Source organism: Pseudoalteromonas sp. CST2 (assembly GCF_028599385.1).
In the GTDB taxonomy this organism is placed as follows: Bacteria; Pseudomonadota; Gammaproteobacteria; order Enterobacterales; family Alteromonadaceae; genus Pseudoalteromonas; species Pseudoalteromonas atlantica.
Genome location: NZ_JAQREO010000001.1, coordinates 423,374 through 449,937 on the forward strand (window position 1 = coordinate 423,374; position 26,564 = coordinate 449,937).

The 26,564-nt window shown below is 42.1% G+C and carries 28 protein-coding genes; 13 read left to right on the forward strand and 15 right to left on the reverse strand.

Features of this window, described 5'->3' with window-relative positions; translation table 11 throughout:
- Position 1 precedes the first annotated feature (1 nt).
- The 4 genes from pcnB to sfsA all read right to left on the reverse strand — a co-directional run bounded on the left by pcnB (position 2) and on the right by sfsA (position 3,915).
- The gene (gene pcnB / locus PSH41_RS01915; RefSeq protein ID WP_004586090.1) at positions 2-1,333 is read right to left on the reverse strand and encodes a polynucleotide adenylyltransferase PcnB; all 1,332 of its coding nucleotides are present in this window, start codon (positions 1,331-1,333) and stop codon (positions 2-4) included.
- A 234-nt stretch (positions 1,334-1,567) separates the two neighbouring features.
- Positions 1,568-2,512, reverse strand: a complete 945-nt coding sequence (gene gluQRS, locus PSH41_RS01920; protein WP_273588717.1) for a tRNA glutamyl-Q(34) synthetase GluQRS — start codon at positions 2,510-2,512, stop codon at positions 1,568-1,570.
- 16 nt (positions 2,513-2,528) lie between these two features.
- Positions 2,529-2,972: an RNA polymerase-binding protein DksA gene (gene dksA / locus PSH41_RS01925; RefSeq protein ID WP_004586092.1), complete on the reverse strand. Its 444-nt coding sequence runs from the start codon at positions 2,970-2,972 to the stop codon at positions 2,529-2,531.
- A gap of 226 nt (positions 2,973-3,198) precedes the next feature.
- Complete coding sequence (gene sfsA / locus PSH41_RS01930; RefSeq protein ID WP_256851166.1) at positions 3,199-3,915, reverse strand: DNA/RNA nuclease SfsA; 717 nt, start codon at positions 3,913-3,915, stop codon at positions 3,199-3,201.
- Positions 3,916-4,035: 120 nt separating this feature from the next.
- On the opposite strand from sfsA, the gene pepB reads away from it, so the two are divergent.
- Together pepB and PSH41_RS01940 are read left to right on the forward strand one after the other, a co-directional pair.
- Positions 4,036-5,331, forward strand: coding sequence for an aminopeptidase PepB (gene pepB / locus PSH41_RS01935; RefSeq protein ID WP_054982768.1), 1,296 nt, complete (start codon positions 4,036-4,038; stop codon positions 5,329-5,331).
- A 182-nt stretch (positions 5,332-5,513) separates the two neighbouring features.
- Positions 5,514-6,080, forward strand: coding sequence for a phosphoribosyltransferase (locus PSH41_RS01940; protein ID WP_004586095.1), 567 nt, complete (start codon positions 5,514-5,516; stop codon positions 6,078-6,080).
- A 143-nt stretch (positions 6,081-6,223) separates the two neighbouring features.
- On the opposite strand, the gene PSH41_RS01945 is transcribed toward PSH41_RS01940, so the two are convergent.
- A complete protein-coding gene (locus tag PSH41_RS01945; RefSeq protein WP_004586096.1) occupies positions 6,224-6,880 on the reverse strand; it encodes a Crp/Fnr family transcriptional regulator in 657 nt (218 codons plus the stop codon).
- A 489-nt stretch (positions 6,881-7,369) separates the two neighbouring features.
- On the opposite strand from PSH41_RS01945, the gene PSH41_RS01950 reads away from it, so the two are divergent.
- Entirely contained in the window at positions 7,370-7,612 is a 243-nt protein-coding gene (locus tag PSH41_RS01950; protein ID WP_273588718.1) for a uroporphyrinogen decarboxylase, read from the forward strand.
- Positions 7,613-7,630: 18 nt separating this feature from the next.
- Here PSH41_RS01950 and PSH41_RS01955 read toward each other — a convergent pair whose 3' ends face one another.
- From PSH41_RS01955 to PSH41_RS01975, 5 genes are all read right to left on the reverse strand, one after another.
- On the reverse strand, positions 7,631-9,307 hold the full coding sequence (locus tag PSH41_RS01955) for an amidohydrolase (RefSeq protein WP_273588719.1): 1,677 nt from the start codon (positions 9,305-9,307) through the stop codon (positions 7,631-7,633).
- A gap of 131 nt (positions 9,308-9,438) precedes the next feature.
- Positions 9,439-9,675, reverse strand: coding sequence for a calcium-binding protein (locus tag PSH41_RS01960; protein ID WP_029773906.1), 237 nt, complete (start codon positions 9,673-9,675; stop codon positions 9,439-9,441).
- 8 nt (positions 9,676-9,683) lie between these two features.
- Positions 9,684-9,920 carry a calcium dependent protein gene (locus PSH41_RS01965; RefSeq protein ID WP_024033183.1) on the reverse strand — a complete coding sequence of 79 codons (237 nt, stop codon included), beginning with the start codon at positions 9,918-9,920 and terminating at the stop codon, positions 9,684-9,686.
- Positions 9,921-10,209: 289 nt separating this feature from the next.
- A complete protein-coding gene (locus tag PSH41_RS01970; RefSeq protein ID WP_004586102.1) occupies positions 10,210-10,437 on the reverse strand; it encodes a hypothetical protein in 228 nt (75 codons plus the stop codon).
- 25 nt (positions 10,438-10,462) lie between these two features.
- Complete coding sequence (locus tag PSH41_RS01975) at positions 10,463-10,696, reverse strand: EF-hand domain-containing protein (RefSeq protein ID WP_273588720.1); 234 nt, start codon at positions 10,694-10,696, stop codon at positions 10,463-10,465.
- A 301-nt stretch (positions 10,697-10,997) separates the two neighbouring features.
- Between PSH41_RS01975 and PSH41_RS01980 the strand changes: the two genes are divergently transcribed.
- From PSH41_RS01980 to PSH41_RS01995, 4 genes are read left to right on the forward strand one after another with little or no spacing between them, the layout of a single operon-like run.
- Positions 10,998-12,449, forward strand: coding sequence for a sensor histidine kinase (locus PSH41_RS01980; protein ID WP_273588721.1), 1,452 nt, complete (start codon positions 10,998-11,000; stop codon positions 12,447-12,449).
- Positions 12,450-12,453: 4 nt separating this feature from the next.
- Positions 12,454-12,975 (forward strand): hypothetical protein, encoded by a 522-nt coding sequence (locus PSH41_RS01985; RefSeq protein ID WP_024033179.1) that lies wholly within the window; start codon positions 12,454-12,456, stop codon positions 12,973-12,975.
- A 2-nt stretch (positions 12,976-12,977) separates the two neighbouring features.
- Positions 12,978-14,327 (forward strand): sigma 54-interacting transcriptional regulator, encoded by a 1,350-nt coding sequence (locus PSH41_RS01990; protein ID WP_055252807.1) that lies wholly within the window; start codon positions 12,978-12,980, stop codon positions 14,325-14,327.
- 20 nt (positions 14,328-14,347) lie between these two features.
- Positions 14,348-14,848 (forward strand): DUF1543 domain-containing protein, encoded by a 501-nt coding sequence (locus PSH41_RS01995; RefSeq protein WP_024033177.1) that lies wholly within the window; start codon positions 14,348-14,350, stop codon positions 14,846-14,848.
- An 8-nt stretch (positions 14,849-14,856) separates the two neighbouring features.
- On the opposite strand, the gene PSH41_RS02000 is transcribed toward PSH41_RS01995, so the two are convergent.
- Complete coding sequence (locus PSH41_RS02000) at positions 14,857-15,084, reverse strand: hypothetical protein (protein ID WP_004586108.1); 228 nt, start codon at positions 15,082-15,084, stop codon at positions 14,857-14,859.
- 125 nt (positions 15,085-15,209) lie between these two features.
- Between PSH41_RS02000 and PSH41_RS02005 the strand changes: the two genes are divergently transcribed.
- Entirely contained in the window at positions 15,210-16,460 is a 1,251-nt protein-coding gene (locus PSH41_RS02005; protein ID WP_029773901.1) for a multifunctional CCA addition/repair protein, read from the forward strand.
- Between the two features lie 8 nt (positions 16,461-16,468).
- Here PSH41_RS02005 and PSH41_RS02010 read toward each other — a convergent pair whose 3' ends face one another.
- From PSH41_RS02010 to pdsR, 3 genes are all read right to left on the reverse strand, one after another.
- Positions 16,469-16,633 (reverse strand): hypothetical protein, encoded by a 165-nt coding sequence (locus PSH41_RS02010; RefSeq protein ID WP_024033174.1) that lies wholly within the window; start codon positions 16,631-16,633, stop codon positions 16,469-16,471.
- Positions 16,634-16,774: 141 nt separating this feature from the next.
- Positions 16,775-18,910, reverse strand: a complete 2,136-nt coding sequence (gene pdsS / locus PSH41_RS02015; RefSeq protein ID WP_273588722.1) for a proteobacterial dedicated sortase system histidine kinase — start codon at positions 18,908-18,910, stop codon at positions 16,775-16,777.
- Positions 18,910-19,599 (reverse strand): proteobacterial dedicated sortase system response regulator, encoded by a 690-nt coding sequence (pdsR, locus tag PSH41_RS02020; RefSeq protein WP_004586111.1) that lies wholly within the window; start codon positions 19,597-19,599, stop codon positions 18,910-18,912. The genes pdsS and pdsR overlap by 1 nt, the downstream gene beginning before the upstream one ends.
- Positions 19,600-19,799: 200 nt before the next feature.
- Between pdsR and pdsO the strand changes: the two genes are divergently transcribed.
- From pdsO to PSH41_RS02035, 3 genes are read left to right on the forward strand one after another with little or no spacing between them, the layout of a single operon-like run.
- Positions 19,800-20,531, forward strand: a complete 732-nt coding sequence (gene pdsO, locus PSH41_RS02025; protein ID WP_273588723.1) for a sortase-associated OmpA-like protein PdsO — start codon at positions 19,800-19,802, stop codon at positions 20,529-20,531.
- A 46-nt stretch (positions 20,532-20,577) separates the two neighbouring features.
- Positions 20,578-22,560, forward strand: coding sequence for a marine proteobacterial sortase target protein (locus PSH41_RS02030; RefSeq protein WP_273588724.1), 1,983 nt, complete (start codon positions 20,578-20,580; stop codon positions 22,558-22,560).
- Positions 22,557-23,156: a class GN sortase gene (locus tag PSH41_RS02035; protein WP_273588726.1), complete on the forward strand. Its 600-nt coding sequence runs from the start codon at positions 22,557-22,559 to the stop codon at positions 23,154-23,156. The genes PSH41_RS02030 and PSH41_RS02035 overlap by 4 nt, the downstream gene beginning before the upstream one ends.
- Here the strand turns inward: PSH41_RS02035 and PSH41_RS02040 are convergent.
- The gene (locus tag PSH41_RS02040) at positions 23,045-24,010 is read right to left on the reverse strand and encodes a DMT family transporter (protein ID WP_273588727.1); all 966 of its coding nucleotides are present in this window, start codon (positions 24,008-24,010) and stop codon (positions 23,045-23,047) included. The genes PSH41_RS02035 and PSH41_RS02040 overlap by 112 nt on opposite strands.
- Positions 24,011-24,126: 116 nt before the next feature.
- Between PSH41_RS02040 and proB the strand changes: the two genes are divergently transcribed.
- Both proB and PSH41_RS02050 read left to right on the forward strand, forming a co-directional pair.
- Positions 24,127-25,230: a glutamate 5-kinase gene (gene proB, locus PSH41_RS02045; protein ID WP_273588728.1), complete on the forward strand. Its 1,104-nt coding sequence runs from the start codon at positions 24,127-24,129 to the stop codon at positions 25,228-25,230.
- Positions 25,231-25,560: 330 nt separating this feature from the next.
- A complete protein-coding gene (locus PSH41_RS02050) occupies positions 25,561-26,535 on the forward strand; it encodes a GGDEF domain-containing protein (protein ID WP_273588730.1) in 975 nt (324 codons plus the stop codon).
- Positions 26,536-26,564: the final 29 nt, after the last annotated feature.

Sequence of the window (26,564 nt, forward strand, 5' to 3'; positions counted from 1 at the left end):
ATTACTCGGCTGGCTTTTTAGTGGTGCGGCGGCGCGGACGTTTACGTGGTTTAGGCCCACCTTGGTGGCCCAGGTTTTTTACCATTTCTTTTTGGCCATTAATATCTAGGCTCAAGTATTGTGTCCACCACTGGGCAAGCTCACTATGTTGGTGCTCACCGGCATCAACACGTAATAATAAAAAGTCATAAGCGGCTTTAAATCGTGGCTGCTGGGTAAGTCTGTAAGCGCGTTGGCCGGCACGTTTATCTAAACGTTGCTGTATATGCCAAATGTCGCGTGCGCCTAAGGTAAAGCGTTTAGGTACTGCTATATGCTGGGCATTTTCGCTCAGAACTTTATTCATGGCTTGAGCAAAGGCATCAAAGTAAGATAGCTGTTCTTGTTGTTTAATTTTAGTTGTGCGCTCAAGCAGCGGAAACCACATTAAAGCAGCAAATATAAACGCAGGCGTTACTTTTTTATCTGCATTAATGCGTTTATCGGTGTTTTGAAACATTTGTTGAATAAACGCCGCTTCTAAGCCGTCAGGGTTTTTATCTAAAATTTTATCAAGCACCGGGAATAACGACTTAAACAAGCCGTATTGGCGTAGCATTAAATAGTTAGCTTCGGCTTTGCCGTTTAAAAACAGCTTTAGAACTTCTTCAAATAAACGCGCTGGCGGTATGTTATCAAGTAGGCTGGCAAGCGCAGTAATTGGCTTTTCGCTTTTTGGCGCTATGCTCATATCAAGCTTAGTTGCAAAGCGTACCGCACGTAGCATACGTACAGGGTCTTCGCGGTAGCGTGTTTCTGGGTCGCCAATTAACTCAATTTGTTTTGCTTGTATGGCCGCTAAGCCATTGGCGTAATCGTATATACAAAAATCGTTAATAGAGTAATACAGCGCGTTGATAGAAAAATCACGGCGCTCGGCGTCTTCTTCAATGCTACCAAACACGTTATCGCGCAGTAACTGCCCGTGCTCGCTTGATTGGCTAATTTGGTTTTTGTCTTCTTGCGCTTCGTGGTGCCCGCGCATGGTGGCTACTTCTATAATTTCGCGACCGAAAACAATATGTGCTAAGCGAAAACGACGGCCAATTAGGCGGCAATTTCTAAATAGTTTTTTTACTTGCTCTGGGGTGGCATTGGTAACAACGTCAAAGTCTTTTGGTTGTTGACCTAACAATATATCGCGAATACAACCACCTACAAGGTAAGCGTCGTAACCACCGTCTTTTAAACGGTAAAGTACTTTGATTGCATTTGGGCTAAATTGTTTACGTGAAATACCATGTTCGCCGCGTGTTACAACAACCGGTTCATCACTTGTTTGAGTGCTTTGCACATCGGCATTAGGGCCGATTATTTGCCTGCAAAATTGAAAAAGCTTGGAAATAATAATCTGTCTCCTACAGAAATGATGATTGGCTGGTCATCGCAATCAAAAAGCACATAAATTAGGTATTATAGTGCGGTGCTTTGTATTTATTGTAAATAGCCTCTATTTAGGCGGCTATCATATACCAGCGCGGTATAAAAATTAAGTTGATGGACTGAAATTAAGCCGTTTTTAAGTTTTTTATTTGCTTAAATGCGTAAATTTAGTGCTGTTTGGATGCTGACCTTGCGAAATTTTAATTTCGGGTATGTTTGGCACCGCTGTTAAGCTAAATTCGTTAATAGCCCACGCCATTAATTGCTCCACAGACAAATCATTCAATTGGCTATGCACAGGTAAGTTTAAAAATTCAAACGCATCAATAAGCGCGGGCTTTGGGTTGTCTGTGCTAATAGCGGGCGCATAATTTTGTTTAGAGAGTTTAAAACCAGGCTCGGCCACCGCAAGGGGTAAATGTGCGTATTGGGGAATGGGCGCATTAAGCTGTTTAAATAAACTTATTTGCCGTGCTGTAGGCTCGATTAAATCGGCGCCACGTACCACACGATTAATACCTTGCTCAATGTCATCAATAACCACCACTAGCTGGTAGGCAAATAATCCGTCGCTGCGCTTTATTATGTAATCTTCATGGGCTAATGCACTATTTACAGTAATATCGCCTTGAATCAAATCGTTAAAATGGCATGTTGGGTGCTGCTGGCTAAGACGAAGTGCGCCTTGCTCTGTTGATAAGTTAAGCGTTTTGCAGTGACCTTGGTAAATGCCACCCATGGCTTTTATTTGTTTGCGAGAACAGCGACAACCATACACACATTGTTGGTGGATCAGCTTGTTTGTTATCTCTTGATAAAGAGGTAGGCGCTGAGTTTGATAAACAACGGATTCGTCCCAGTAAAGGCCGTAGGCTTGTAAGGTATTTAGAATATGGGTGTCGGCATTTTTAACCACGCGGGTGGTGTCTATATCTTCAATGCGCACTAACCATTTACCCTGATTTACTTTAGCATCAAGGTAGCTGCCCACAGCCGCCACAAGTGAGCCAAAATGAAGTGGCCCAGAAGGAGACGGTGCAAATCGACCGCGATAGTCACGCTTTGGCGTGGTAACGGCTGTAGGAGACATAGTTAACTAATTTTAATTAACCGCGCCCAGCTTGTTTTTCTTTAATTTCTGCAAGGGTTTTACAGTCTACGCATAAATCTGCAGTTGGACGCGCCTCTAAACGACGAATACCAATTTCGATTCCGCATGACTCACAAAAGCCAAAATCATCTTCTTTAATTAAGATAATTGTTTTTTCAATTTTTTTGATCAGTTTACGTTCGCGGTCGCGAGTACGAAGTTCTAAAGAGAACTCTTCTTCTTGCGCAGCGCGGTCAACTGGATCAGGAAAGTTGGCAGCTTCGTCTTGCATATGCGATTTCGTGCGGTCAACTTCATTACGTAAGTCGTTACGCCACGCTTCTAAAATCGCTTTAAAATGAGCACGTTGTGCTTCATTCATATACTCTTCGCCCGGCTTTTCTTGGTATGGTTCTAAACCGGCTTGAGCCAATAAACCATGTCTTTGTTGGTCTGGCATAACTCTCTCCTAAATCCTTAATTTAATGCCTCAGCATTAGCCGGCGGTATAAATAGCAGAATCTTATACCCTAGGCAAATTTATTTTTTAATTAATCGAATTAGCTTCAACCAGTGTGTTGACTAAAAAGGCTCATATTTTGATTTTGATGCTTTATTAATCGTTATTTCGGTATTTAAACTTGCCTAGTTATATGGGCATAAAGTTTAAAAGCAAGTTAAATTTTTTATTTAAAGGCCACTTTCTCACTAAGCGTTACTTCACTTGGCGAAATAGATGCCTTATAAGCGTATACCTCCACGCCTTTTTTAATCGCGTGGTTTAATAAGTCGCTGTATTTTTTATCTATGTGGCTTGCTGCACTCACCGTATTAATACCTTGGTGTAAAACAGCGAACAGTAATACTGCGCGGTGGCCTTGTTCGATCATTTCTATTAATTCGCGAATGTGTTTTTGCCCACGCACGGTTTGCGCATCCGGAAAGTAGCCTTGCCCACTTTGTGGTGCGGTTTCGCTTAACAAGGTGACTGACTTTACCTCTACATAGCAAGCGGGTTTATTGTCGCCGGTGAGTAAAAAGTCGATACGGCTGTTTTCGCTGCCGTATTTTACTTCACTTTGAAGCTGCTCGTAGCCGTTAAGCTCTGTAATAACCTGGTTGTTGATAGCCTCTTCGACCACTTTATTTGCCACGGCGGTATTAACGCATATTAACTGCGAGAGGGAGTTTTGAGTGAGCTCTAACGACTGAGGGTATTTTCGTTTACTGTTATCGCTGGTTGAATAAAAAGCGCTAAAGCCAGGCTCTGCGCAACCTGTCATTTTACCGGTGTTGGCGCAGTGGGCGGTAAATTCAGTTCCATCGTTAAGTTGGAGATCGGCTAAAAAGCGTTTATAGCGTTTTAATAACGTGGCGGGCTGTAAAGCTGGGGTGTATTTCATTTAAATTCCAATGCTAAACGCTGCAGATGCGTTGGTTTATGTTATTTATCTCAAGCTGTTGGGAACTTGTACTCACTATAGTAAACTCGGTGGCACATTTAAGTGTAAGGGTATTCTAACATGAGTGAAAAATTTGTTGTTCAACTAAGCGAGCAAGCAGCACCAAGCCATTGGGGCGAAAACGCGGCGTTGTCTTTTAACGAGCAAGGCGCAACGGTTCATTTATCTGAGCAAGAAACATTAAAAAATGTTCAAAAAGCGGCGCGAACAATTGCAAGCCAAGGTGTTAAACAGGTTGAGCTTGCGGGCGATACATGGTGTACAGAAAGCCAATGGGCTTTTTACCAAGGTTTTGTAACACCTAAATCATTACATGGTGTTGAATTTGTTGATAACGCACAATCAGATCTAAACGAGCTGGCGCATTTAAAAGCCTCAGCTACGTGGGCACGAGAAATGGTAAACGGCACAGCCGATGACATTTACCCTGAAAGCCTTGCTGAAAAAGCCGCCGAATTTATTCAATCGTTAGCGCCTGAACACGTAAGCTACCAAATTATTAAAGGCGATGCGTTATTAGAGCAACAGTGGATTGGTATTCATGCTGTGGGCCGTGGCTCTGAGCGTCCACCTGTTTTACTTGAGCTTGATTACAACCCAACAGGCGATGAAAACGCACCGGTAAGCGCAGCGCTTGTAGGTAAAGGTATTACGTTTGATTCTGGCGGTTACTCAATTAAATCTAGCGAAGGTATGCTAGGAATGAAGTGCGACATGGGTGGCGCGGCAACGGTAACAGCGGGTTTAGCACTGGCTATTAACCGCGGTATAGAAAAACGCATTAAGCTATTTTTATGCTGTGCAGAGAACTTAATTTCGGGCCACGCTTACAAACTAGGTGATATTTTAACCTACAAAAATGGCACAACCGTTGAAATTGTAAACACCGATGCTGAAGGGCGTTTAGTGCTTGCCGATGGTCTAATGGCTGCAGGCGAAACTGGCGCAGAGCTAATTATCGATGCGGCAACACTAACAGGTGCTGCACTCGTTGCTGTAGGGCAAGAGTACAACGCATTATTTGCCCTTGATAAAGAGCTGGTTCGCGAAGTAGAAGACTTTGCATCGCAAGAAATGGAAGCTGCATGGCCTCTTCCGCTTGAAAAATGGCACCAGCAAAACTGCCCATCTCCATATGCTGATACGGCAAATAGCCGCGCTCAAAAAGGTGGCGGTTACGGCGGCGCATCAAATGCAGCAGGCTTTTTATCTCGCTTTGTACCAAACGATGGTAAAGGTTGGGTACACATTGATTTAGCTGCAGCATTTAATATGGGTAGCACTAGCCAATGGGCTGCAGGTGCAACTACGCAAGGTATGCGCACAGTGGCACGTACATTGTTAGAAAAAGCTTAATAGTACGTAACTAGGCGTTTAATACATAAAATAGGCACCAATTGGTGCCTATTTTGCTATTTGCAGGCAAGCAATTTATTTTTATTTACGGTAAAATCCTTCGCCAATACCTGTTTGGGTGTTTAATTATTGGCTAAAGTGCCTACACTCAAATGTTATACTCACCACTGGGGTTCTAAACTATGTCAGATAAGTGCTACATCACAGCTCAACAGCTACTTGAAGATTCATTCCGCGTAGCGGCACAAGTTTATAAAGATGGCTTTCGTCCAGACTTTATAATTGGTATTTGGCGAGGTGGTGCACCTATTGGTATTGCTGTGCAAGAATACTACGATTACAAAGGCATTGAGACTGATCACATTGCGGTGCGTACGTCGTCTTATTACGGTATTGGCAAGCAATCTAAAGAAATAAAAGTACACGGCCTACACTACATTGTAGAAAACGCTAATGCAGGTGACTCACTGCTTATTGTTGATGATGTGTTTGATTCTGGCCGCAGTATATTTGCACTAAAAGAAAAGCTTTCTGAGCTTATGCGCTTAAACTTACCACGCGATATTCGTGTGGCATGTCCGTACTATAAGCCTAAAAACTCAAAAGTAGAGATGGTGCCAGATTACTTTATTCATGAGTCAGAAGAGTGGTTAGTGTTCCCGCATGAGTTATCGGGTTTAACGCCAGATGAAATAATTGAAGGTAAATCTGATTTAGTAAATATCCAAGATATTTTATTAGATAAGTAATTGCCAAAGCGTTAAGTAGGAGTTTATTTGCGCGGGAGCGTGTTTGTGTACTCGTTTTAAATAAATTGCTGCTATAGCGCAGTGCTAATAAATACCACAAAAACTAAAAAAGGCCATTACGGCCTTTTTTTGTGTCTGATTTTTTACAGCTGCGCAAAACTGTCTACGTAATCACTTAAACTTTGTGTATCGACCGCTTTTAGCCCATGGGAGCTGCGCTGCACTAAGCCTTTTTCAACAAGCTCGGTAACTACGCGGCGATAAGCTCGCTCAGTGGTTGCAAAGCGCTCTGCTTCGGCGTTAACGGTTGGGTATGCGCGCAGTAGCGTTGGGTTATTGTTCTCGGCGCGTAGTAAGCAGTCTTTAGCTATGTTGTAGCTTAAAGGCAGCAGTAACTTATCTAAATTAATTTTTTGGTTTTCTTGAAACTTAGCCGCAATGGTTTGCGCGGTATATAAGCTCAGCTCTGGCTTTTCGAGTAGTAATGCTCGCCAGTGGCGAAGCTCTATTAAATTATAGGTTACATCGCTAAAACAGGTGACCGTATAAATACATGGGTTATTGTTTAATGCTTCTATTTCACCAATTAGGGTGTTGTTGCAATCTAATTGGCCTAATAATAGGCGGCGTCCGTTACCTACATCATAACTAAATGAAATAGTACCGCTGCGCACCAGCACAAGTTTACTAAGTGGTTGATCTTGGTGGATCAGCACTTCTTTTTTTGATTGTTGATAGCTACTCCCTGCAAAAGTGAGTAATTGTTCAACAAGGTAACTAGAAAAATGGTATTGAAACATCAATATGCTCTTCGGACAATTGTCCTATTTATTACACCTTAATGACGATATTATTAAGGCTCTAAGAATTTACGCTAACTTGCTACTGTATTTAGCCTTGCTAAGTACGTAATACCTTCATTTCCCGTGTAATGATTTAGGAAGCTATTGGCTACAACCAATATACTTTTTAAGGTTTTTTAAGCAAGTTAGTTTTTTTATTTTATACCAATCTGCCTAATAATTAAGTGATCAATTTTAAGGCTAGGAAAGCGTGTTGATAGCTAGGCAAAAAATAGCTATTTAGTCGTTCTCGGCAATTGCTCCTGCATTGCTCTACCTTCTGCATCCATGCAGTCGTAAATGAGCATTTTTTAACACAGGTAGCGACACGTTTAGCCCCGCAAAATGATTGAGTATTATTGCGCATTGGTATTAAACGTTGTAACACTGACAAGTGCCACACGTTAGCATTAGCGTAATGCTAACCTAAAGGGTAGGAGAGAACAATTGAGTTGGGAATATTTAGGTTATATTGCATCAGCTTTCTTGGTTGCATCGTTAACAATGACCGATGTAGTAAAACTGCGTTGGTATAATATGTTTGGTTGTATTGTATTTACTATTTACGGTGTGGCTATTGGTGCAGTGCCTGTTGCGTTTACTAATGGCTTATTAGCGCTGGTAAATATGTACCATATTGTAAAGCTCTACCGACAGCCCAAAGTTAATATTAAAAAAGGGAACGCATAAGCATTCCCTTTTTTAGGCTTAATCTATTTTCTCTTCTTCGATTTCTTTTTCATAGCGTAACTCTCCAGCTACCCAAGTCTGTAAAACCTGTGTTTTATAAATCTCATCGACAGGGGCTTTAAAATAGTCTTTGTCTATTAAAATAAAGTCTGCCCATTTTCCGTTTTCTAAGCTGCCTATTTTAAACTCTTGGTGTGCTGCATACGCGCCGCCGAGGGTAAACGCTCTTAGGGCTTGTTCGCGGCTTAGCACTTCGCTTGCGCGCCAGCCGTTCTCAGGCAGCATATTATGATCCATACGGGTAATGGCTGAATACAAGCCATCAAAAGGGTTTGCCAGCTCTACTGGGTAGTCAGAGCCTGCTGCAATCACAGAGCCTTGCTTTAAAAATGTTTGCCATGCATATGCACCTTGTAATTGGTTATCGGTCAAGCGCTGCTGAGCCATATGCATATCTGAGGTGGCATGCACAGGCTGCATAGATGGAATGATTTTAAGTGCTTTAAAACGTGGAATATCATCAGGGGTGACTATTTGCGCGTGTTCAATACGGTTACGCAGTAACATACCGCCTGTTTGCTTAAACACGTTTTGATACGCGTCAAGTACCACTTTATTTGCCTTATCACCAATTGCATGGGTGTTGGCGCTAAAGCCATTTTTAAAGCTTAAAGTAAATAATTCTTCAAGCTTAGCTTGGGTTTCTAGCATTAGGCCGTGGTGGTTTTTTCTATCTGCGTAGTCATCAATTAGCGCAGCCCCGCGCGAGCCTAATGCGCCATCGGCATATACTTTTACACTGCGGATAGACATAAACGATGCAGCATCTTGATAGCGCCCTGCCTTAAGCATGTGCTTTAAATCAGGGCTAGCAGCACTTAGCATAGCGACAATTCTTAGTGGCAAATTACCTTGCTCGCTGCGCTCTTTGTAAACTTCCCAGGTGGTTTTATCAATACCGGCATCGTGAGTAGAGGTAATGCCTAAGCTTAATAAGTGCGCGCCTGCGGCATCTAACGAGTCGCTTATAGCTTGTTTTGAAGGGGCGCTCATATGCAGGGTAATTAACGACTCGGCCTTATCAACAAAAATACCAGTTGGATTCCCAAATTCATCTTTAATAATTTCGCCGCCGTCAGGGGCTTGAGTTGCTGCAGTAATACCGGCCAGCTCTAAGGCTTTGCTGTTAACCCAAATTGCATGGCTGTCAACGCGCGAAAGTACCACTGGACGGTCATTGACTACTTTGTCTAAGTCTTTGGCGGTAGGAAAGCGCGTGTCGCTCCACAGCTCTTGGTTCCAGCCTCGCCCTAATATCCAGCCTTGTTTATTTTTCGCAAATTGCTCTAACTTTGTGGTTATTTCATCGACCGATTTAGCGCCGCGTACATCAAGTTGCGATAAGTTATCGCCAAGGCCAATTACATGCCCGTGAGCGTCAATCAACCCTGGCAGTAACGTATTACCTTTGGCATCAATAAGTGTGGCATCAGGAAAAGTGTTTTTAAGCGTATCATCTCCAGTTTTAACAACTTTACCGTTTTTAATCACTAAAGTAGAAAACGTTTGTATGCCACCTTGGTATAAGGGAGTGTAACCATTAGCGTTGTAAATGACCTGCGTTTGCGCAATCGCAGTGCTGCTTACAAATAAGCCGGCAAGCAGTAGTGGGTTAAATAGTTTTTTGAGTTGCATAAGTTGGTTATTTTTTATTGTTAGTAAAATAACACTAGCAAACTCACTTTTAGAATACCAATATGTTGAGGTAGATAGCTTAAAAGCGTAAGGGCTGTTAAAAATTTAGCGCTTACGCTTATAAAAAAGAGTTACTTACTGGCGTATATGCCATATTCCGAAAGGGTAAGTCTGCCGTCTTTATCTTTATCATAACTTGAAAAACGCGACCAAAGGGCGGGGTCAATGGCGGTTTCTGAACGGGTTAAAAAGCCATCGTGGTTACGGTCAAACTTTTTAAATTTATCGGCAACTTCTGTACTTTGGCCAAGGCTTACATCGCTAAAAAGGCCCAGCGCAACAAGCGCTAAATAGCTTACAGTCTTCATACTTATACTCAGTAAAGGTTATTGGTTAAATAGTCTTTAAACTCAAGAAGCGAGATTTGTTTGTCTTGGTTTTTATCCCAGCGAGTAAAGGTGCTGAGTAGCTGAGGCTGTGGCTCTAATTCGTCTTCTGTTAAGAAGCCGCTTTTATTGGCATCAAGGTGATCAAAACGTTGTTTAACATCTAACGCAACAGCATTAAAGCTGATCATAGTAATAGCGATAACACTAAAAAAAACACACTTCATGGTTTTCCTTCCAACATACAGTGCTTGTAGATTAATAAAAAAAACACTTGCCATAATTTAACTTCCCAACATTAAATCCGTTTACACATTCCCTCAGGGATTATGGCAAATGCTTTTGAAACCTACCTTACTAGGTAAAAGCTTAAGTAAAACTTAATTAACTTCAGCTGTGGATAATAAATCTATTTTAAGCAGCTCGTTTTAGCGCTAACGGCTTAAAATTTCTAGCCACAGAAAAAGATTTAAACATCGTTACTATTGAGTTTGTTATTAAAGCGCTTAATCAAAATTAAGGTTTAAAATTTTGAAACTCTTCTTTAGAAATTTTCTTGTCTTGGTTTTCGTCTAAATCGGCAAATTGCCTCATTACTTCTTTATCTTGTTTGGCTTCTGCAAGCGATACTGCTCCATCCATATCTTTGTCTAAATGAGCAAAGCGAATGTTGACAGAAGAGGCTAAAGCCGTGGCGCTAATGGCTAAAAACATTAATGCAAATGCTGCGATAAGTTGTTTCATAATCATGTTCCCTAATTAAATGAATTTACTGAATAAACTTTTTGAATTCACTTAGCGACAACTGGCTATCTTGGTTAGTGTCTATTTGTGAAAAGTTTTCGTGTAGTACGGCATCTTCACCCGCTTCTGATTCGCTAAGTGTGCCGTTACTGTCTTTATCTAGCTCATTAAATGTAGCTTGAACGTCCATAGCTATTGCATCTGTGCCCATAAACCCAAAAGCCAGCATGGGTAAAATTACTAAAAAGCGGTTGTTCATTTAATTTCCTTATTGATTAAAGTTGCACTCACTATTACAAAAATGATGCCAATTTAAATAAGTGTTTAAAATCAATGGTTTATATTGTTTGAGGGGCGCTGGTCGGAATTTTTTACTTAAATGTGTGTTATTTTTGCAACAGGCGGTACGTGCTATTAGTAGTTAATAGAGTTATCAATAGCTTAGTGTGTTGCTAAATGGCAACAGGTGGATATATTGGGTTAAATATAGAAGTTGATTCAGCGAGAGTATAAGGTAAGTAACTAAAATAGGGCGCTTAAAATAATAAAAGGAAATGATAATGCCTGTAACGTTGGCTAAAAAGTATCGTGCAATGCTTAATTGGCGGCCTAACTTAATAGGTCAGTTTATAATTAGTATGTTGCTGTCGTTACTGCCGCTTAGTTTAGTGGTTATTGTTTTTTTAAATGCGTTAAACAAACAGCTCGCTGTTACCCAGCTTATCGTCAGTAATAATTACCAAGTTACTAAGTCGTTTAATTTTTTAAAGCAAGAGCTTAATAGCCTAGAGCGGGCAACGCGACAAAACTGGGTGTTAAAAAGCGAGTCGCTCGACACGTTAATAAACGAAAAATGGCAATCCTCCTTACAAACAATCGACACGCTCAGCCAAGCCAGTGCCACACAGCAATACACTATGCAGTGGCGTCGCTTAGCAACAACATTGCGTAGTACTCATCAAGCTTTAATTGAAAATAACCAACAAGATGCTGCATTGTTTGTGCCTATTAGCGATTTAGTGGCTGAACTTACTGTGTGGTTGCGCGATACGAATGCAGCGCAAATACAAAATAACCAAAGTGAATTAAGTACTTTACAAAGCTCGTTTATTAACTGGTTAGTAGCGCTTATTCCGCTTACTTTACTAGTGGGTGGAGGCTTTTTATGGCGCATAAGTAAGCGTTTAAAAGGGCTTACGTCGGTAATAGATAAACTAGGGCAAGGCCACTGGCAGCAAAAAATTGCAGTGCAAGGCTCAAGTGAGCTGGTGGAATTAGGCGAAAAACTACAATGGGTGCAAGAGCAGCTACATATGCTTGAGCAACAAAAAGATACCTTTTTACGCCATGTAACCCACGAGCTTAAAACGCCGTTGGCTTCAATGGTCGAGGGCACCGATTTACTTAGCGATGAAATAGTCGGCCCCATTACAAAAGAGCAGCAAGCTGTGCTTGAGCTTATTAGCCAATCTATGGTGCGTTTGCGCACTATGATTGACAGCCTACTTAGTTATAACGCTATCAGAACCAGTAAAGACAGCGTTAGCGAAGTCGAATTTGGCAATTTAATAAATAAAATAAACAGCCATTTTGAGCACCGCTTAACGGCCAAGCAGCAACGCTTAAATTGGCACAACAGCATAACAAAACAGCCACTTGCATTACCCGCAGAGCTGATAGAAATGACCCTCATTCAGCTCATTTCTAATGCGTTAAAATTTTCAAATACAGGGCAAAGTGTTGATGTAACCTTAGCACTTGAGCAAAAGCTACTAACAATACAAGTGCACGATGAAGGCTGTGGTATTAAAGAGCAAGAAAAAAACCAGATATTCAGCGCATTTTACCAAGGCAAGCATAATAAAGATGTTACGCTGCAAGGCAGTGGCTTAGGTTTAACCATAGTAAAAGAGTCGGTTGAGCAGTTACAAGGCCAGCTTAGTGTTGAGCATAACCAGCCCCAAGGCTGCTTATTTACAATAAAAATACCTTTAACTAATCAAGGAGTTTAATAGCATGCGTACGCGTTTAATAGCTATTTTATGTGTGCTCAGTAGTACGGTTGTTTTAGCTGGGTGTGAAACAAATAACACACAAACAGCAGCAGTGTCGCAGGAGGTAGAGCCTGCAAAAAATACGGTGCCAAATCCTAAAAAGCGCCCTAAAAGTGACCCCGTTTACCCCAGCGCAGAACGTGTTGTTGCATGGCATGCTAATCAATGTGGCGGTTTTAAAGTAAAGCCAAGCCTACATACTTATTTAGGTGAAAAAGAGCTAAAACGTTTTTTTAAATTCATGTGTGTTAACACCTCAAGTGCACCAGAGGAGGTGATGACACGATTACAAAAACTCGATTTAGCCTACTTTTGGCCTGAGCCAATAAAACAATATTTATGGCTTCAAAAGCAACATGTTACTCGGCAAATAAATGCCCTAAAAGAGCAGCAGGCGTTAAATGACAAAATGCAGCAAACGTTATCGTCTTTAGCCACCATAGAGCAGCAGCTGTTACTACGCGAAGACACTAAGGAGCAGTAATTATGGCAACACACACACCACAAGGTGCAAAAGTATTACTCGTTGATGACGATGCAAGTTTACTTAAATTACTTGCACTAAGAATCGAGTCTAAAGGGTATGACGTAACAACCTGTGAAAGCGGCATACTTGCACTACAAATTCTTAAAAACCAAGTGTTTGATGCAGTTATAACAGATCTGCGTATGGATGAAATGGACGGCATGGCCTTACATCGCCAATTACAAAGCCGTTACCCAGCACTGCCGGTTATAATGATGACAGCGCATGGCTCTATACCCGATGCGGTGGAGGCGACAAAACAAGGTATTTTTGCGTTTATTACAAAACCGGTTGATAAAGACGAGCTGTTTGACAGCCTAGCCAAAGCCATTGAAATACATGGCGTAAACGCAGAAGAATCGCCCCAAAAAAGCAATATAGTAACGCGCAGTGGCGCTATGTTGCACCTCCTTGAGCAAGTAAAATTACTGGGGCCAACCCAAGTAAATGTACTTATTTCTGGCGCCAGCGGTACCGGTAAGGAGCTGCTGGCTCAGGCGATTCATCAACACAGTCATGTAAGTGAAGGGCCTTTTGTGGCTATTAACTGTGGCGCAGTGCCGGGGGAGCTTTTAGAGTCAGAATTATTTGGCCATAAAAAAGGCGCCTTTACAGGGGCGGTGAAAGATCACCAAGGTTTATTTCAGCAAGCTCAAGGCGGCACCTTATTTTTAGATGAAATTGGCGATATGCCGCTTAATTTACAAGTTAAGTTACTGCGTGTACTACAAGAAAAAACCATACGCCCGGTGGGCTTTCAAGAAGAGATTCCTATTGATGTGCGCATTGTATCGGCCACTCACAAAAATTTACCCGATGCGATTAGCAATCAACAATTTAGGGAAGATTTATACTACCGCCTAAATGTTGTTAATTTAAAATTACCGCCGCTGTGTGAGCGCCGAGAAGACATAAGCCTGCTTGCCCAGCACTTTAGCGCAAGTATTGCTAAACGTATGAACCAAAAAGAAAAGCGCTTTGCAAACGATGCCATGCATGCGCTGGTACGTTACGACTGGCCTGGGAATATTCGCCAGCTACAAAACGTTGTAGAGCAAGTGGTCGCATTGAGCGCCAGCGAGGTAATTTCTGCGCACTTAGTGTTAAACGCACTTAACTCAAACCAAGCCAGTGCAGAGCCGCTTTCTCTAAATGATGCCAAAAAAGAGTTTGAGCGCGATTATGTAATAAACACCCTAAAAATGGCCGGCGGTAACGTAGCCGAAGGCGCAAAGCTTGCCAAACGTAATCGTTCGGATTTTTATAAGTTAATAAAAAAACACAATATTGATGTCGATAATTTAGTGTAATTTAAGAGTAAGGTTATTAAATGCAGTTATTTATGGTGTATCTGGGCGGGCGAATTCAAGGCTGCCACATAGAAATGCACGATATTCGCTTTGTCGTAGGGCAAAGCATTGAGCAAACTTATTCAAAGCTAAAAAGCCAATGGGTGGGCGATAAAAACAATGTGCATATGGACAGCTACATGGCAATTAACCATATCGACGGTTATAAAGTAGAAGTTGTTGATACCTACGTTGAGCAAAATAAGCAGCTGTATTTTGTTAATTTAGGCGCTTACAGAAGCGACTCTATGGCTGAGCAACACGACTTTGCATTGTATGTTGCCAGTAGTGCTGCAGAGGCCAAGCAGCGCGCTAAAAGCGATTTGCTTGCAGGCCTTAGCCATATTCATAAAGATGATTTACATGATGTAGATGACTGCTTTGCTATAGACCTGCTCGACAGCCAACTAAATATTAAGCTTACGCCAAGTGGGCATGCTCAACCAATAAAACCAGATTGGTTTGGGTATTATATTCTTTAACAGTAAAATTAAGAGTCTTGCTCGCTTTGCTCATTGGCTTCGCTTTTAGCTGCCATTTTAAATGCCACAATAACTAGGCCAAACATCGCAAAGGGCAGCGCTGCCAACATGTATTCAACCATGTTGCTATCTTGAAAGTTAGCCTGTAGTAAAAAGTGACCCGCCACGCACATTACAATAACCACAAGTAATATAGGCAGTAGCATAAGTTCTTTTTTTGATGAATGATTTTTCATTGAATGTAAGGCTATGGCTTAAAATAAAGCGCTATTGTAATGAGCTTATTTAAGCTTGGCAAACTATGGTGATTTTAATGGTATGATCGACATCAAATAACCACCCAGTGTGATTAGGATAAACAGTGAAACACAACCTTAAGCAAGTTTACCTTGTTGGTGGCGCGGTACGCGACCAGCTACTTAATATAGCATCAAAAGATAACGACTATGTTGTTATAGGCGAAACACCCCAAACTATGGAGTCGCTTGGTTTTGTGCCTATAGGAAGTGATTTTCCGGTTTATTTACACCCAAAAACAAAAGAAGAATACGCCTTGGGTCGCACCGAGCGAAAAAGCGGTAAAGGCTATACCGGCTTTGTGGTAGATGCCAGCCCTAATGTCACCCTTGAAGAAGATTTAGCACGGCGCGATTTAACCATAAACTCAATGGCACTTGATGAAAACGGCACCGTTATTGACCCTTTCAATGGCCAAAGCGATTTACACAATAAAATACTGCGCCACACCACAGAAGCCTTTGTAGAGGACCCGGTAAGGGTATTACGCATAGCCCGTTTTTTAGCACGCTACGGAAGTGAATGGCGTATTCACCCAAGTACTTATGCATTAATGCGCGAGCTTAAAAACAAAGGTGAGCTTAATCATTTAGTGCCCGAGCGCGTATGGCTCGAAACCGAAAAAGCACTGGGTGAAAAACACCCTGAACTGTATTTTCAAGCATTACATGGCTTAGGTATTTTCCCTGAAATAGAGAGTATGCAAGGGGTGCCGCAACCTGCAAACCACCACCCCGAAGGTGATGTATTTGTTCATACTATGTTGGTACTTAGGCGCGCTGCCGATTTAAACTTTAATTTAGAAACACGGTTTGCGGCACTCACTCATGATTTTGGTAAGGCCCTGAGCTTTAAAAAACGCGGTAATTTACGCGGCCATGAACGCGAAGGGGTAGCCGTAGTAGAAAAGTTTTGTGAGCGTTTAAAAGTGCCTAATCGTTTTCGCGATATTGGTGTACTCACCAGCGATAATCACACCTTATGCCATACGCTGGAGCAATTAAGACCACAAACGATTCATAAATTAATTGTTACTAATTTAAATGCTTTAGTGCACCCAGAGCGATTTATTGCGTTTACCCAAGCATGCCAATGTGATGCGCAAGGGCGTGGAGAAACGCTCGTAAATAAGCCCTATCCGCAAGGGGCTAAGCTGCGTGCAATTTTTAATGAATTACAAAAAATGGATAAAAAACAGGTAGTGCAAACTGCACTTAAAAATGGCAAAAAAGGCCCAGAAATAGGCGAAGAGGTAAAACTGGCAGAAATAAACTGCATCAAAGCATTTTTACAAAACGAGCAAGCAACGCAATAGGCAATACCCTAGCTGAGGTATTCAGACACGCCTTCGTTTTTAACTTGTTCTGGCTGTCGTAAGTTTTTATATGTAGAGGTGGCGGGCTCTGAAGGCAAGCTAGGTGCTTGCTCTTGGGGCCTGTATAGATCAAAAATAAATTCGATCTCTTCACGCTCAAGTGGGTTGTTCATGATCTATTCTCCTTAATTAGCGTTCAGGGTATGGCCGTTTGACTGAATTAAAAGTGAATAGTTACATTTTAAGTTGTAGTAAATTGTAATCGATGTGCAAAAAATAAGGGCGACTCAGTAGGGCGCCACTTTATGCACAGCTTAGCTTTGTAAAGGCAGGGTTACTTTAAACACCACGCCATTACCGCGCTCGTTGTTTTGTGCAGTGACACTGCCTTTATGGTAATCACACACCAGCCTTACAATATAAAGTCCCAAGCCTAAGTGCGGTTGTTGCTGCATTTGCTGGCTACGCACCGACACCATAGAATCAAAAATATGCTCAGTTAGCCCTTCAGGCAGGGCGGGGCCTGTATTACTCACTGTTAATATTGCTTTATTTTCGCTCTGCTTAAGACCTACATTAATAGCCGTATTTGCTTCACTAAATTCCAGCGCATTATTAATAAGCTTATCAAGTAGCTGAGCTATAAATTCGGGGGCACCTTGCATGGGTAAAGCGCTTTGGCATACATCAAGCTCAAATAACTGCTCTGGGTAAGTAAGCTGGTAGCCTTGCATACAGCCATTAATTACTTTTTGTAAATCAAACGGCTCGCTCTCGTTGCTTTGAATGCTTTGTTCAAGGCGCGTGGCTTCGCTCATGGTGGTTATTATTTTACCTAAGCGCTCAACCCCTTCACTTGCTCGCTCTAGGTATTTTTGGCTAAGCTCATTTTGCTCTAAACTTTGTAGGTTTTCTAAAGAAGAGCGAACCACAGCCACCGGTGTACGTAGCTCATGAGATAACCGCGATGACATATTTTCTAAATAATTAGTGTACCCGCCTAAGCGGCCAACAATATTGGCAAAACTTCGTGAAAGGTCGCCAATTTCATCGTTTGAGTCGCTGTAATTAATACTGCCGGTAATGCGCCCTTGGGCATCAATGGCTTGCTCTGCGGTGTCGCGCAGTCGCCTAATGCGGCTCGAAATACGCGAGGCAAAAAAGAACAACGTAACGGTACCAATTAGCATCACCGCTAAAATAACGTTAAAAAGCTTTTCTAGCGATTTATTACGCAGGGTGCGTACACCGTTAGTGGTTTCCTCGGCGATTACTGCGCCAATCACTTTATCTTCTATCCAAATAGGGTAAGCCGCCGATAAAATAACGGCTTTACTGTCGGGCGTTAATCGCCAAGATGACGCTGGTTGCCCCTTCAGTGCCTTAGCTAAATGTGTGCCCTGCATTGAGGCAACATCGTGCAGGGTATCTAAAAATTCGTTTTCTGGGCGAGTTAAAATTTTATAATAAAGCGGGTGCAGATACGTTTGCTCAAAGCGTTGCCAGGCATTTTTAGGCGGCTGGTTTTTAAGGCCGTCGGCCCATACGCCATCGGCATTTTGAATTGTGCCCGACTGCGCTAATACGCGATGATGATTATCAACCACCCAAATACGGCTACCACTGTGACCCATACCTTTTAAAATTCGGTTAATTTCTGGTGAAGGCACCAATACCGAGCCTAAATCGCTTGGGTTATTTAAATTAGAGGTCGACATTGTTTTAAAATCGAGCAGCGCTTTTTTTGTGTCAATATCGACCACGGCAAAGCCTAGCTTGTTACCAAGCATATTTATAGGAAAGCGCAGCTCTACGTTGTATCCCGATTCAGTGCGTATAAAATAGCCCTGAATTTTTGTAAACGGTGTTTTGGTATTAGCATCAAACGCATTTACCCAGCCATCTTGGCGTGGGGCAATAATGTAGGTATTAAAATCTCCGGCTGGGCTTTTTAGGCCAATTATTAAATGGTCGTTATTAGTAATGCTTAAACTATTTTTAGCACGATATACAAGGTGATCGTCAGTTACTTTAAACACGGCATATAAATAGTTATCAAATTTTCCAACCATATGATCAAACGATAAATCCTCAGCTTTATGCTCCTTGTCTGCTTTTTGTAAATAGCGTTTATCGTAATGCCAAAAGAGTGGTTGATAGCTTTGCCAGTCGCTCAGTTTGCCATCGAGTTGAATGGCATTTTTAAGATTGTACGCATATAAGTCGCGCCCTTTTACTACCTGGTCTAAAAAGTTGGTTTGCTCATCAAAAAGGGCTGGGCGTTCATGCAGGGCGGTGGCGAGCGCCCGTGTGGTGCCTACGAGGGTTTTTTCTTGGCCTTGGCGTAAAAATTTTTCCATTTCCCACACGTACTCGTAGCCAAGCCAAGGCAGTAAAAACAAAAAACACGACAGTAATATAAATTTACTGCGCAGGCCAAATCGTAACATTAGCGTTGTTCCCACCTGTAGCCCATGCCGTACACCGTATCTATGCAGTCAAAGTTGTTATCAAGGGCGATAAACTTTTTACGAATGCGTTTTACATGCGAGGTGATAGTGCTGTCGTCTACGTAAATTTTTGCATCGCTCATTAAATCGTTACGGCTTTTTACATGGCCTGGGCGCTGCGCAAGTGAGTGCAACATCCAAAATTCGGTCACGGTTAAATCAACCAATTGCTGCTGCCAAAATACTTGCATGCGCTGGGTGTCGAGCGTTAACTGGCCGCGTGTAATTAATGCATTGGCATCGGCGGGTTGCTCAAGCGCTTCCATGCGTCTAAATAGCGCGCCTATTCTGGCAGCCAAGTGGGCTAAGCTAATATCTTTTGTTAGGTAGTCATCGGCGCCCATACGCAGGCCACACACGGTATCTATTTCGCTATCGCGGGCGGTTAAAAAAATAATAGGCAGTGTTTTAGAAAGCGTACGCAAGGTTTGGCAAAGTAAAAAACCGCCGTCTATTTCGTGACCTAAACCAATATCAACAATGGCTAAATCGGGTAGGGCATCTTTAAATGCAATCTCTGCGCTGACACGGTTAGCAAAACCACTTACCTGGTAACCTTGGGCGCTAAGCATTTCAATATAGTTTTCGCGGATGGCGGTTTCATCTTCAATGATGGCTATTTTTTTCATTCTACTCACCCTTATTTATTTTAAAACGCACTATATCGAAGTTTTTCAGTTATGTACGCTTAAAAAGGCGATTGCCATTTTTTTGCCACAATTGCTCAGCGGTTTGCCATTTTTGCTCCCCTTTGTTGCCACTTGCAGCTGTTTTAATACAACCATCAAAACAAAACATCACAAATTAAAACAAGTTTAAGGATTACATTATGAAGAAGACATTAATCGCATTAACGCTAGTAGCCACAGTGTGTACACCTGCATTTGCAGCAGCCGCTAACACCCCTTCTAAAGAAGCACATAAAGAAACTGCCATCGGCTTAGGTACTGGCGCCATTATTGGTGGTGTCGTTGGTGGGCCAATTGGTGCTTTTATTGGCGCATTTGCCGGGGGCTTAATTGGTGATTCAAAAGTAGCCGATGACAAAATTGCCCAGCAGCAGAGAGCAATAACAGTGATGCAGCAAAAAACCAGCGACTACCAACAGGTGCTTAATCAAAACAATAGGCTAGAGCAGCAGTTAGATGTACTGACTAATCAAAATGAGCAGTTAACACAATCGCAAATAAATAACTTACTTGCCATGACAGTACAATTTAAAACCGGCTCAAGTGCTATTGCCCCGCACTTTGCTACACAGTTAGACCAGCTTGTGGTGCTGTTAAAAAATCAGCCGCAACTAGCATTAGATTTAAGTGGCTTTGCCGATCAGCGCGGTGATGAGCAAGCGAACCTTTTATTGTCTAAAAAACGTGTAAACGCAGTGCAAAGTTACCTTATAAAGCACGGTATTAGCCATACACGTTTAAGTGCGCACGCTTTTGGCGAGCAGCAAACATTAGCGCGCAGCAATATCGTAGAAGATAACTTTTTTGATCGACGCGTAACACTGACTACCCGCTCAATAAACCCAGTAAATGGCCAAACGGCAAGTAACTAAAGCCACTTTTATTTGAGTAAAGTTAAGCGTTCGATGGAGTGATTTTATGTTGAGTAACCCAACCAAAATGCTTACTAAAGTAAGCATTTTTATTTTCTTAATGGCTGTGCTTCTGGTTAGTTTTAATAGCCGTGCACAGTCGCCCAAACTTGAACTTTTTGACAGCAGTGGTGCACCTGTCGCGCCGGCAATTATATTAAAAAGCGATGCTAACATGACCCTAACCGGGCTGATAAATCACGTGGTCGTTAAGCAAACTTATCAAAACGATAATCCGTTTGCGGTAAATGCGCGTTATGTGTTTCCGCTACCTGATGAAAGCGCCGTACATGCGATGACGATGCGCATAGGAGAGCGAGTCATAAAAGGCCAAATAGATAAAAAAGTAGAGGCCGAAAAAAAGTATCAGGCAGCTAAAAATGCAGGCAAGCAAGCCGCACTTATACGCCAGCAGAGCGCTAATATGTTTATTACTAACGTGGCAAATATAGGCCCTGGCGAGCAAATTGTGATAGAGCTTGAATACCAAGAGATCATTGATTACAGCAATGGCACATTTGCTATTCGCTTCCCAAGTACCATTACGCCGCGCTATCACACAATAAGCGCAAATATTGAAGCTGAGCAAACTAGCCTAACCCATGCTCCTCAGGGGTGGTTAAGCCCTGTGTATAGCAAAACGCAGCACAGTGAGGCGCCAAACAGCCAATTTAGTTTAAATATTGATATAGATGTAGGCTTAGAGCTTGTAGATATAACGTCTAAATTTCATCGTGTAGAAGTACAAAACCCGGCCTTTGGGCAATATACGGTTGCTTTAAATGAGCAAGCGGGGGCCAATCGCGACTTTGTACTTGAGTTTAAACCGCTGCAAAAAGAAAGCGCACAAGCAGCATTTTTTACCCAGCAGTTTGAAAATGGCGACCGATACGGGCTTGCTATGCTAATGCCGCCAGCAGATCACTTTACACAAACGCAGCGCCTACCACGCGAAATGGTGTTTGTTGTAGATACCTCTGGCTCTATGCACGGGCAATCTATGGAGCAAGCTAAAAAGGCCCTGTTTTATGCGCTGTCTTTGCTTGATAGCGACGACAGTTTTAACATTATTGGCTTTGATAACGTGGTTACCCCCATGAGCGATAAACCCCTTATTGCTAGTGACTTTAACTTACGCCGCGCTGAGCGCTTTATTTATAGCCTAGAGGCCGACGGTGGTACCGAAATACAAGGTGCACTTGATGCGGTACTTGATGGCAGCAGCTTTGAAGGCTTTGTACGCCAAGTGGTGTTTTTAACGGATGGCAGTGTAAGTAACGAAGATGCCTTATTTAAAAATATTCAGCGTAAATTGGGTGATAGCCGCTTATTTACTGTAGGCATTGGTAGTGCACCCAATAGCTTTTTTATGCGCCGCGCAGCTGATATAGGTAAAGGGTCATTTACGTTTATTGGCAGCACAAATGAGGTGCAGCCTAAAATGCAGCAGTTATTTGATAAGCTTGCTCATCCCGCTATCACTAATTTAGCACTTCGCGATGAAAGCACTCACAGTTTAGATTTTTGGCCATCACCTTTGCCTGATTTATATTTTGGCGAGCCAATAATGGTGGCTATAAAATTAAATGATACGAATCAAATTACGCTTAGTGGGCAAACCGCTCAAGGCTCTTTAAATATAAAACTAAGCGCACAAAATAGCGCCAACGCAAAAGGGATTGATAAGCTGTGGGCGCGCCAAAAAATTAAATCGTTACTTTTGTATAATGACCGACAGTCAGTTAAAAATGAGGTGCAGGGGCTTGCGCTCACACATCAACTACTGAGCCCATTTACTGCTTTTATAGCTATTGAACACACTCAAATTAACGAGCCTGCAAAGCAAACTGCACAGGCCAAGAACGCAGCGCCACAAGGACTGGCTATGCGTTTACCACAAACCGATGGGCAAAGCCGACTGTACATATTGCTGGGCTGTATTTTATTACTTGGCTATGGCGCGTTTAAAATAAACCGAGGGCTTAAATGAAAAAGTGGCTAAGTGCGGGCTTATTAATCGCCGGGCTGGGGCTGTTTTCTCATGGTGCTTATATGCAAGCCAAGGCATGGCTTGCCCAAGTATTAATAGAGCAGGCCTGGCAAGAGGCGCTTATTACGCCACACGCTCGTGTTAAACCGTGGTTTTACGCCGACAGCTTTGTAACCGCGCAGCTTAACTGGCCTAAGTATAAGAAAGTGCTTAGCGTTTTAGCTGGGGCAAGTGGTCGTAATTTAGCATTTGCACCAAGCCACTTTTTACCAGGGGCAAAGCTTGGAGATAAACATGGCGGTGCGTTAATAGCGGGTCACAACGATACCCACTTTGCATTTTTAAAACACACCAAAGTGGGTGAAACGTTTACGCTGCAGCTGCAAAGCGGCGTAATACAGCATTATAAAGTGAAGGGGATTGAGGTTATTCATCGATCCCAGCAGGCGTTTTTACAAACCCCAGGCCTTTATTTATTAACCTGTTACCCTTTTGACTCGCTGGCATCAGGTACTGATTTAAGATGGATTGTATCGGCTGAGTTGATAGAGTCATCGCCAGCCTCATTAAGCGGTATATCTACCACCAGCTCTTGATGTCGTTGGCTTATCATCACCCCTGCAAAAACAACAAATATACTCACCCATTGCCAAAAATCGAGTACTTCACCCAAAATAATGGCCGATAAAATAAGTGTAAAAATAGGAATTAAATTTGAATAAGCTGCAGCCGTTAATACCGACACTTTGCCAATTGCATAGTTATACATACCATAGCCACCTAAGGTGACAAACGAGCCTAAATACAAAATACTCATAAGGGCGGTTAGGTCATGCTGGTTTTCGCTGGGTAAGTCGATAAAAAACAAAAACGGTGCAAAAAACACACTGCCGCTTATGCCTTGTAAAGCAATTAGTGTTAACGGCGAGTAGCGATTGGCCAAGTGCTTAATGCTAATGGTGTAAAACGCCGCGCATACCATGGCCATAAGTTCTAAAAAGTTACCCAATAATGGATTAGGGGCCTGATCGGTATTTGGTGAAAGCAAAGTAAGTAAAATACTGCCGCCAATACACAGGGTAAACCCAATCACAATGGCTTTACTTATATACTCTTTAAGCATAAAAAACGCCATCAACGCCACAATAATAGGCAAACACGAAACAATAACTCCCGCCTGAGAGGCCGAGGTGTATTCCATTGCGTGGCCTTCAAATAAAAAGTACAAGCATGGCTCTGCGAGCGACATACCTAATAAGTACTTCCAATCGCCTTTTAAATACTCAAACCTAATTACGTAACGCCATAAACACAGCGATAAAACTAAGGTGGTTAGCATGCGTAAAAATATAACTAGTGCTGGGTCGTAAACGGCAATAGCATACTTAAGTGCAATAAAGGAGCTACCCCATAAAAAGGTGGCAATAATTAGGCATAAACTGGCTGGCATAAATGAAATTTTATCAAATTAAATTAACGCCGATCCTAGCATGAATAATTTTAACTTGTTCAAAAATACCGAGCTGGTATAAGTTTATTTATCTTTCATTTTAATAGTAAATAATAATGCATAGGGAACAGGTAATTGTTGTTAAGCTTGGTACAAGTGTACTGACCGGCGGCACCGATAAGTTAGATAAAGCCCATATGGTTGAGCTGGTTCGCCAATGTAGCGAACTTAAAAAGCAAGGCCACCAAGTTATATTAGTATCAAGTGGCGCGGTTGCTGCGGGGCGCGAACAACTTATTAAACCCTGTGGCCGCGGCCTAATAGATAAACAAATGTTGGCAGCCGTTGGGCAAGGCCAGCTTATACATATTTGGCAAAGCTTATTTGCCTTGTATGGCATAAACGTAGGGCAAATGCTGCTTACCCGTGCAGACGTAGATGACCGCGAACGCTATTTAAATGCGCGCGACACCTTAAATGCGTTATTAAGCCACGAGGTGGTGCCTATTATTAATGAAAACGACGCGGTAGCAACCGCCGAAATAAAAGTAGGCGATAACGATAATTTATCAGCGCTGGTGGCTATTTTAGCTAATGCCAACAAGCTATTACTGCTTACCGATCAAGAAGGTTTATTTACCAGCGATCCGCGCACAAATACCGATGCAAAACTGATTGACGAAGTCACTCATATAAACGATGAGTTACGCCAACTGGCTGGTGGTAGCGGTACAAGTTTAGGCACCGGCGGTATGGCTACAAAACTACAAGCCGCCGACGTAGCAAGGCGCGCAGGGGTAGAGGTTATTATTGCAAAAGGCGCTGGCAACAACGTTATTTTAAAATGCATGAGTGAGCAATTACCCGGTACGCGGTTTTTAAAACTTACTGCGCCAAAAGATGGCCGTAAAAAATGGCTAATGGCTGGGCCTAAAAGTACCGGCCAAATTATGATTGATAAAGGGGCTATTTCGGCGCTACAAAACAAAGGGGCAAGCCTGCTGGCAAAAGGCATAACCAATGCGTTTGGCCGTTTTGAGCGGGGCGACTTAATAGATTTAATAGACGCCAATAACCAAGTTATTGCACGAGGGTTAACACGTTTTAACCAAGTTGAAGTAAATAAAATTAAAGGCGCTCACTCAGAGCAAATAGGCGAGCTACTCGACTTTGATAGTGGCGCTGTGGTGCTACACAGAGACGACTTAGTTTTGCTTTAGCTTTTTAAATAGCGCGTGTTGCGGCCGTATATTCGGTATTTAAGCAAGGCAGAGCCTATGTTGTGTTTAGAATAACTGGTTGTACAAAAACATAAATGCAAAGCATAGGCTGTTTTAGGCTCTGCTGTATGTAAGTTATTAAATAATACCGCAGTAGTTATTGAGCTCACTAAGTTACAAAGCTCGCGCTACGATTTAATAGCGCTTAGCTAAAACAAACTTTAATCCACATAGCTCAATGCGACCTAATTCAAAAGTATTGGTTAATTAATTAGCAAAGTTGATGATTTTGTCTAAACTGATTGAAGTTAAAACAGTTTAGGCAAACTAATGAAGGCAAACAATTGCGGGCACGAATGGATAATCAGTCTAACTCAGCAAGAAGAAGAAAGTGACTTAGATGCATCATTAGTGCAGATTATTGGCGACCTACTCGAAATTGAAAATTTTGCTATTTATATTAATAAGCACTTTAGTGCGCAATTACCGCCTACGCTAATAAACACCCACACCCGCCTTGAAGTATTAGAGTCTAACGAAGCCTTAGCGCTGCTTAATAAAGTAACCCAAAACAAAATAAGAGTAAGCCGCGCCTTAGGTGTAGTAACTACGTATGTGCCAGTGTATTACTTTGGTAAAGTAATTGGCATATTACTAATAGAAACCACAAAAGAGTTAGCGCAAACCACCACAATGCTCGCCGTGCATATTTTAAATATTTATGCCAACCAGCTAGGGCTATTACATAAATCGCGATTAGACCCTTTAACCGAGCTTTTAAATAGACAAACCTTTGATAAAAAAGTGATCGAAATTGTCTCAGGCAAAGGCTTTTTATTGCCCCGTGATGATACCAACGAAAAGCGACGATGGTATTTAGCCATTGCAGATATCGATCACTTTAAACGCGTAAACGACAGCTACGGCCATGTAATAGGCGATGAAGTTATTTTACTTGTGGCGCGGTTGTTAAAAAATAACTTTAGGCTAGAAGACTACGTATTCAGATATGGAGGCGAAGAGTTTGCAGTGTTATTTCAAACCAAAACCGAGGCACAAGCACATATAGCACTTAACCGTTTACGCTCAAATATTGCTGAGTATCCTTTTCCGCAAGTTGGGCAGCTTACAATAAGTATTGGCTTTTTAGAGCTGGCAAGTATTGATACTGTATCTAGTATCGTAAACCAAGCCGATATGGCGCTGTATCATTCTAAAAATAGCGGCCGTAATAAAGTGACTGCTTATAGCGAGCTTGAGGTAAATGAAGAAGTGACCACCGATAATAGTATTGAGCTTTTTTGATTGTAAATTTGTGCTAATATCTGGCTCCT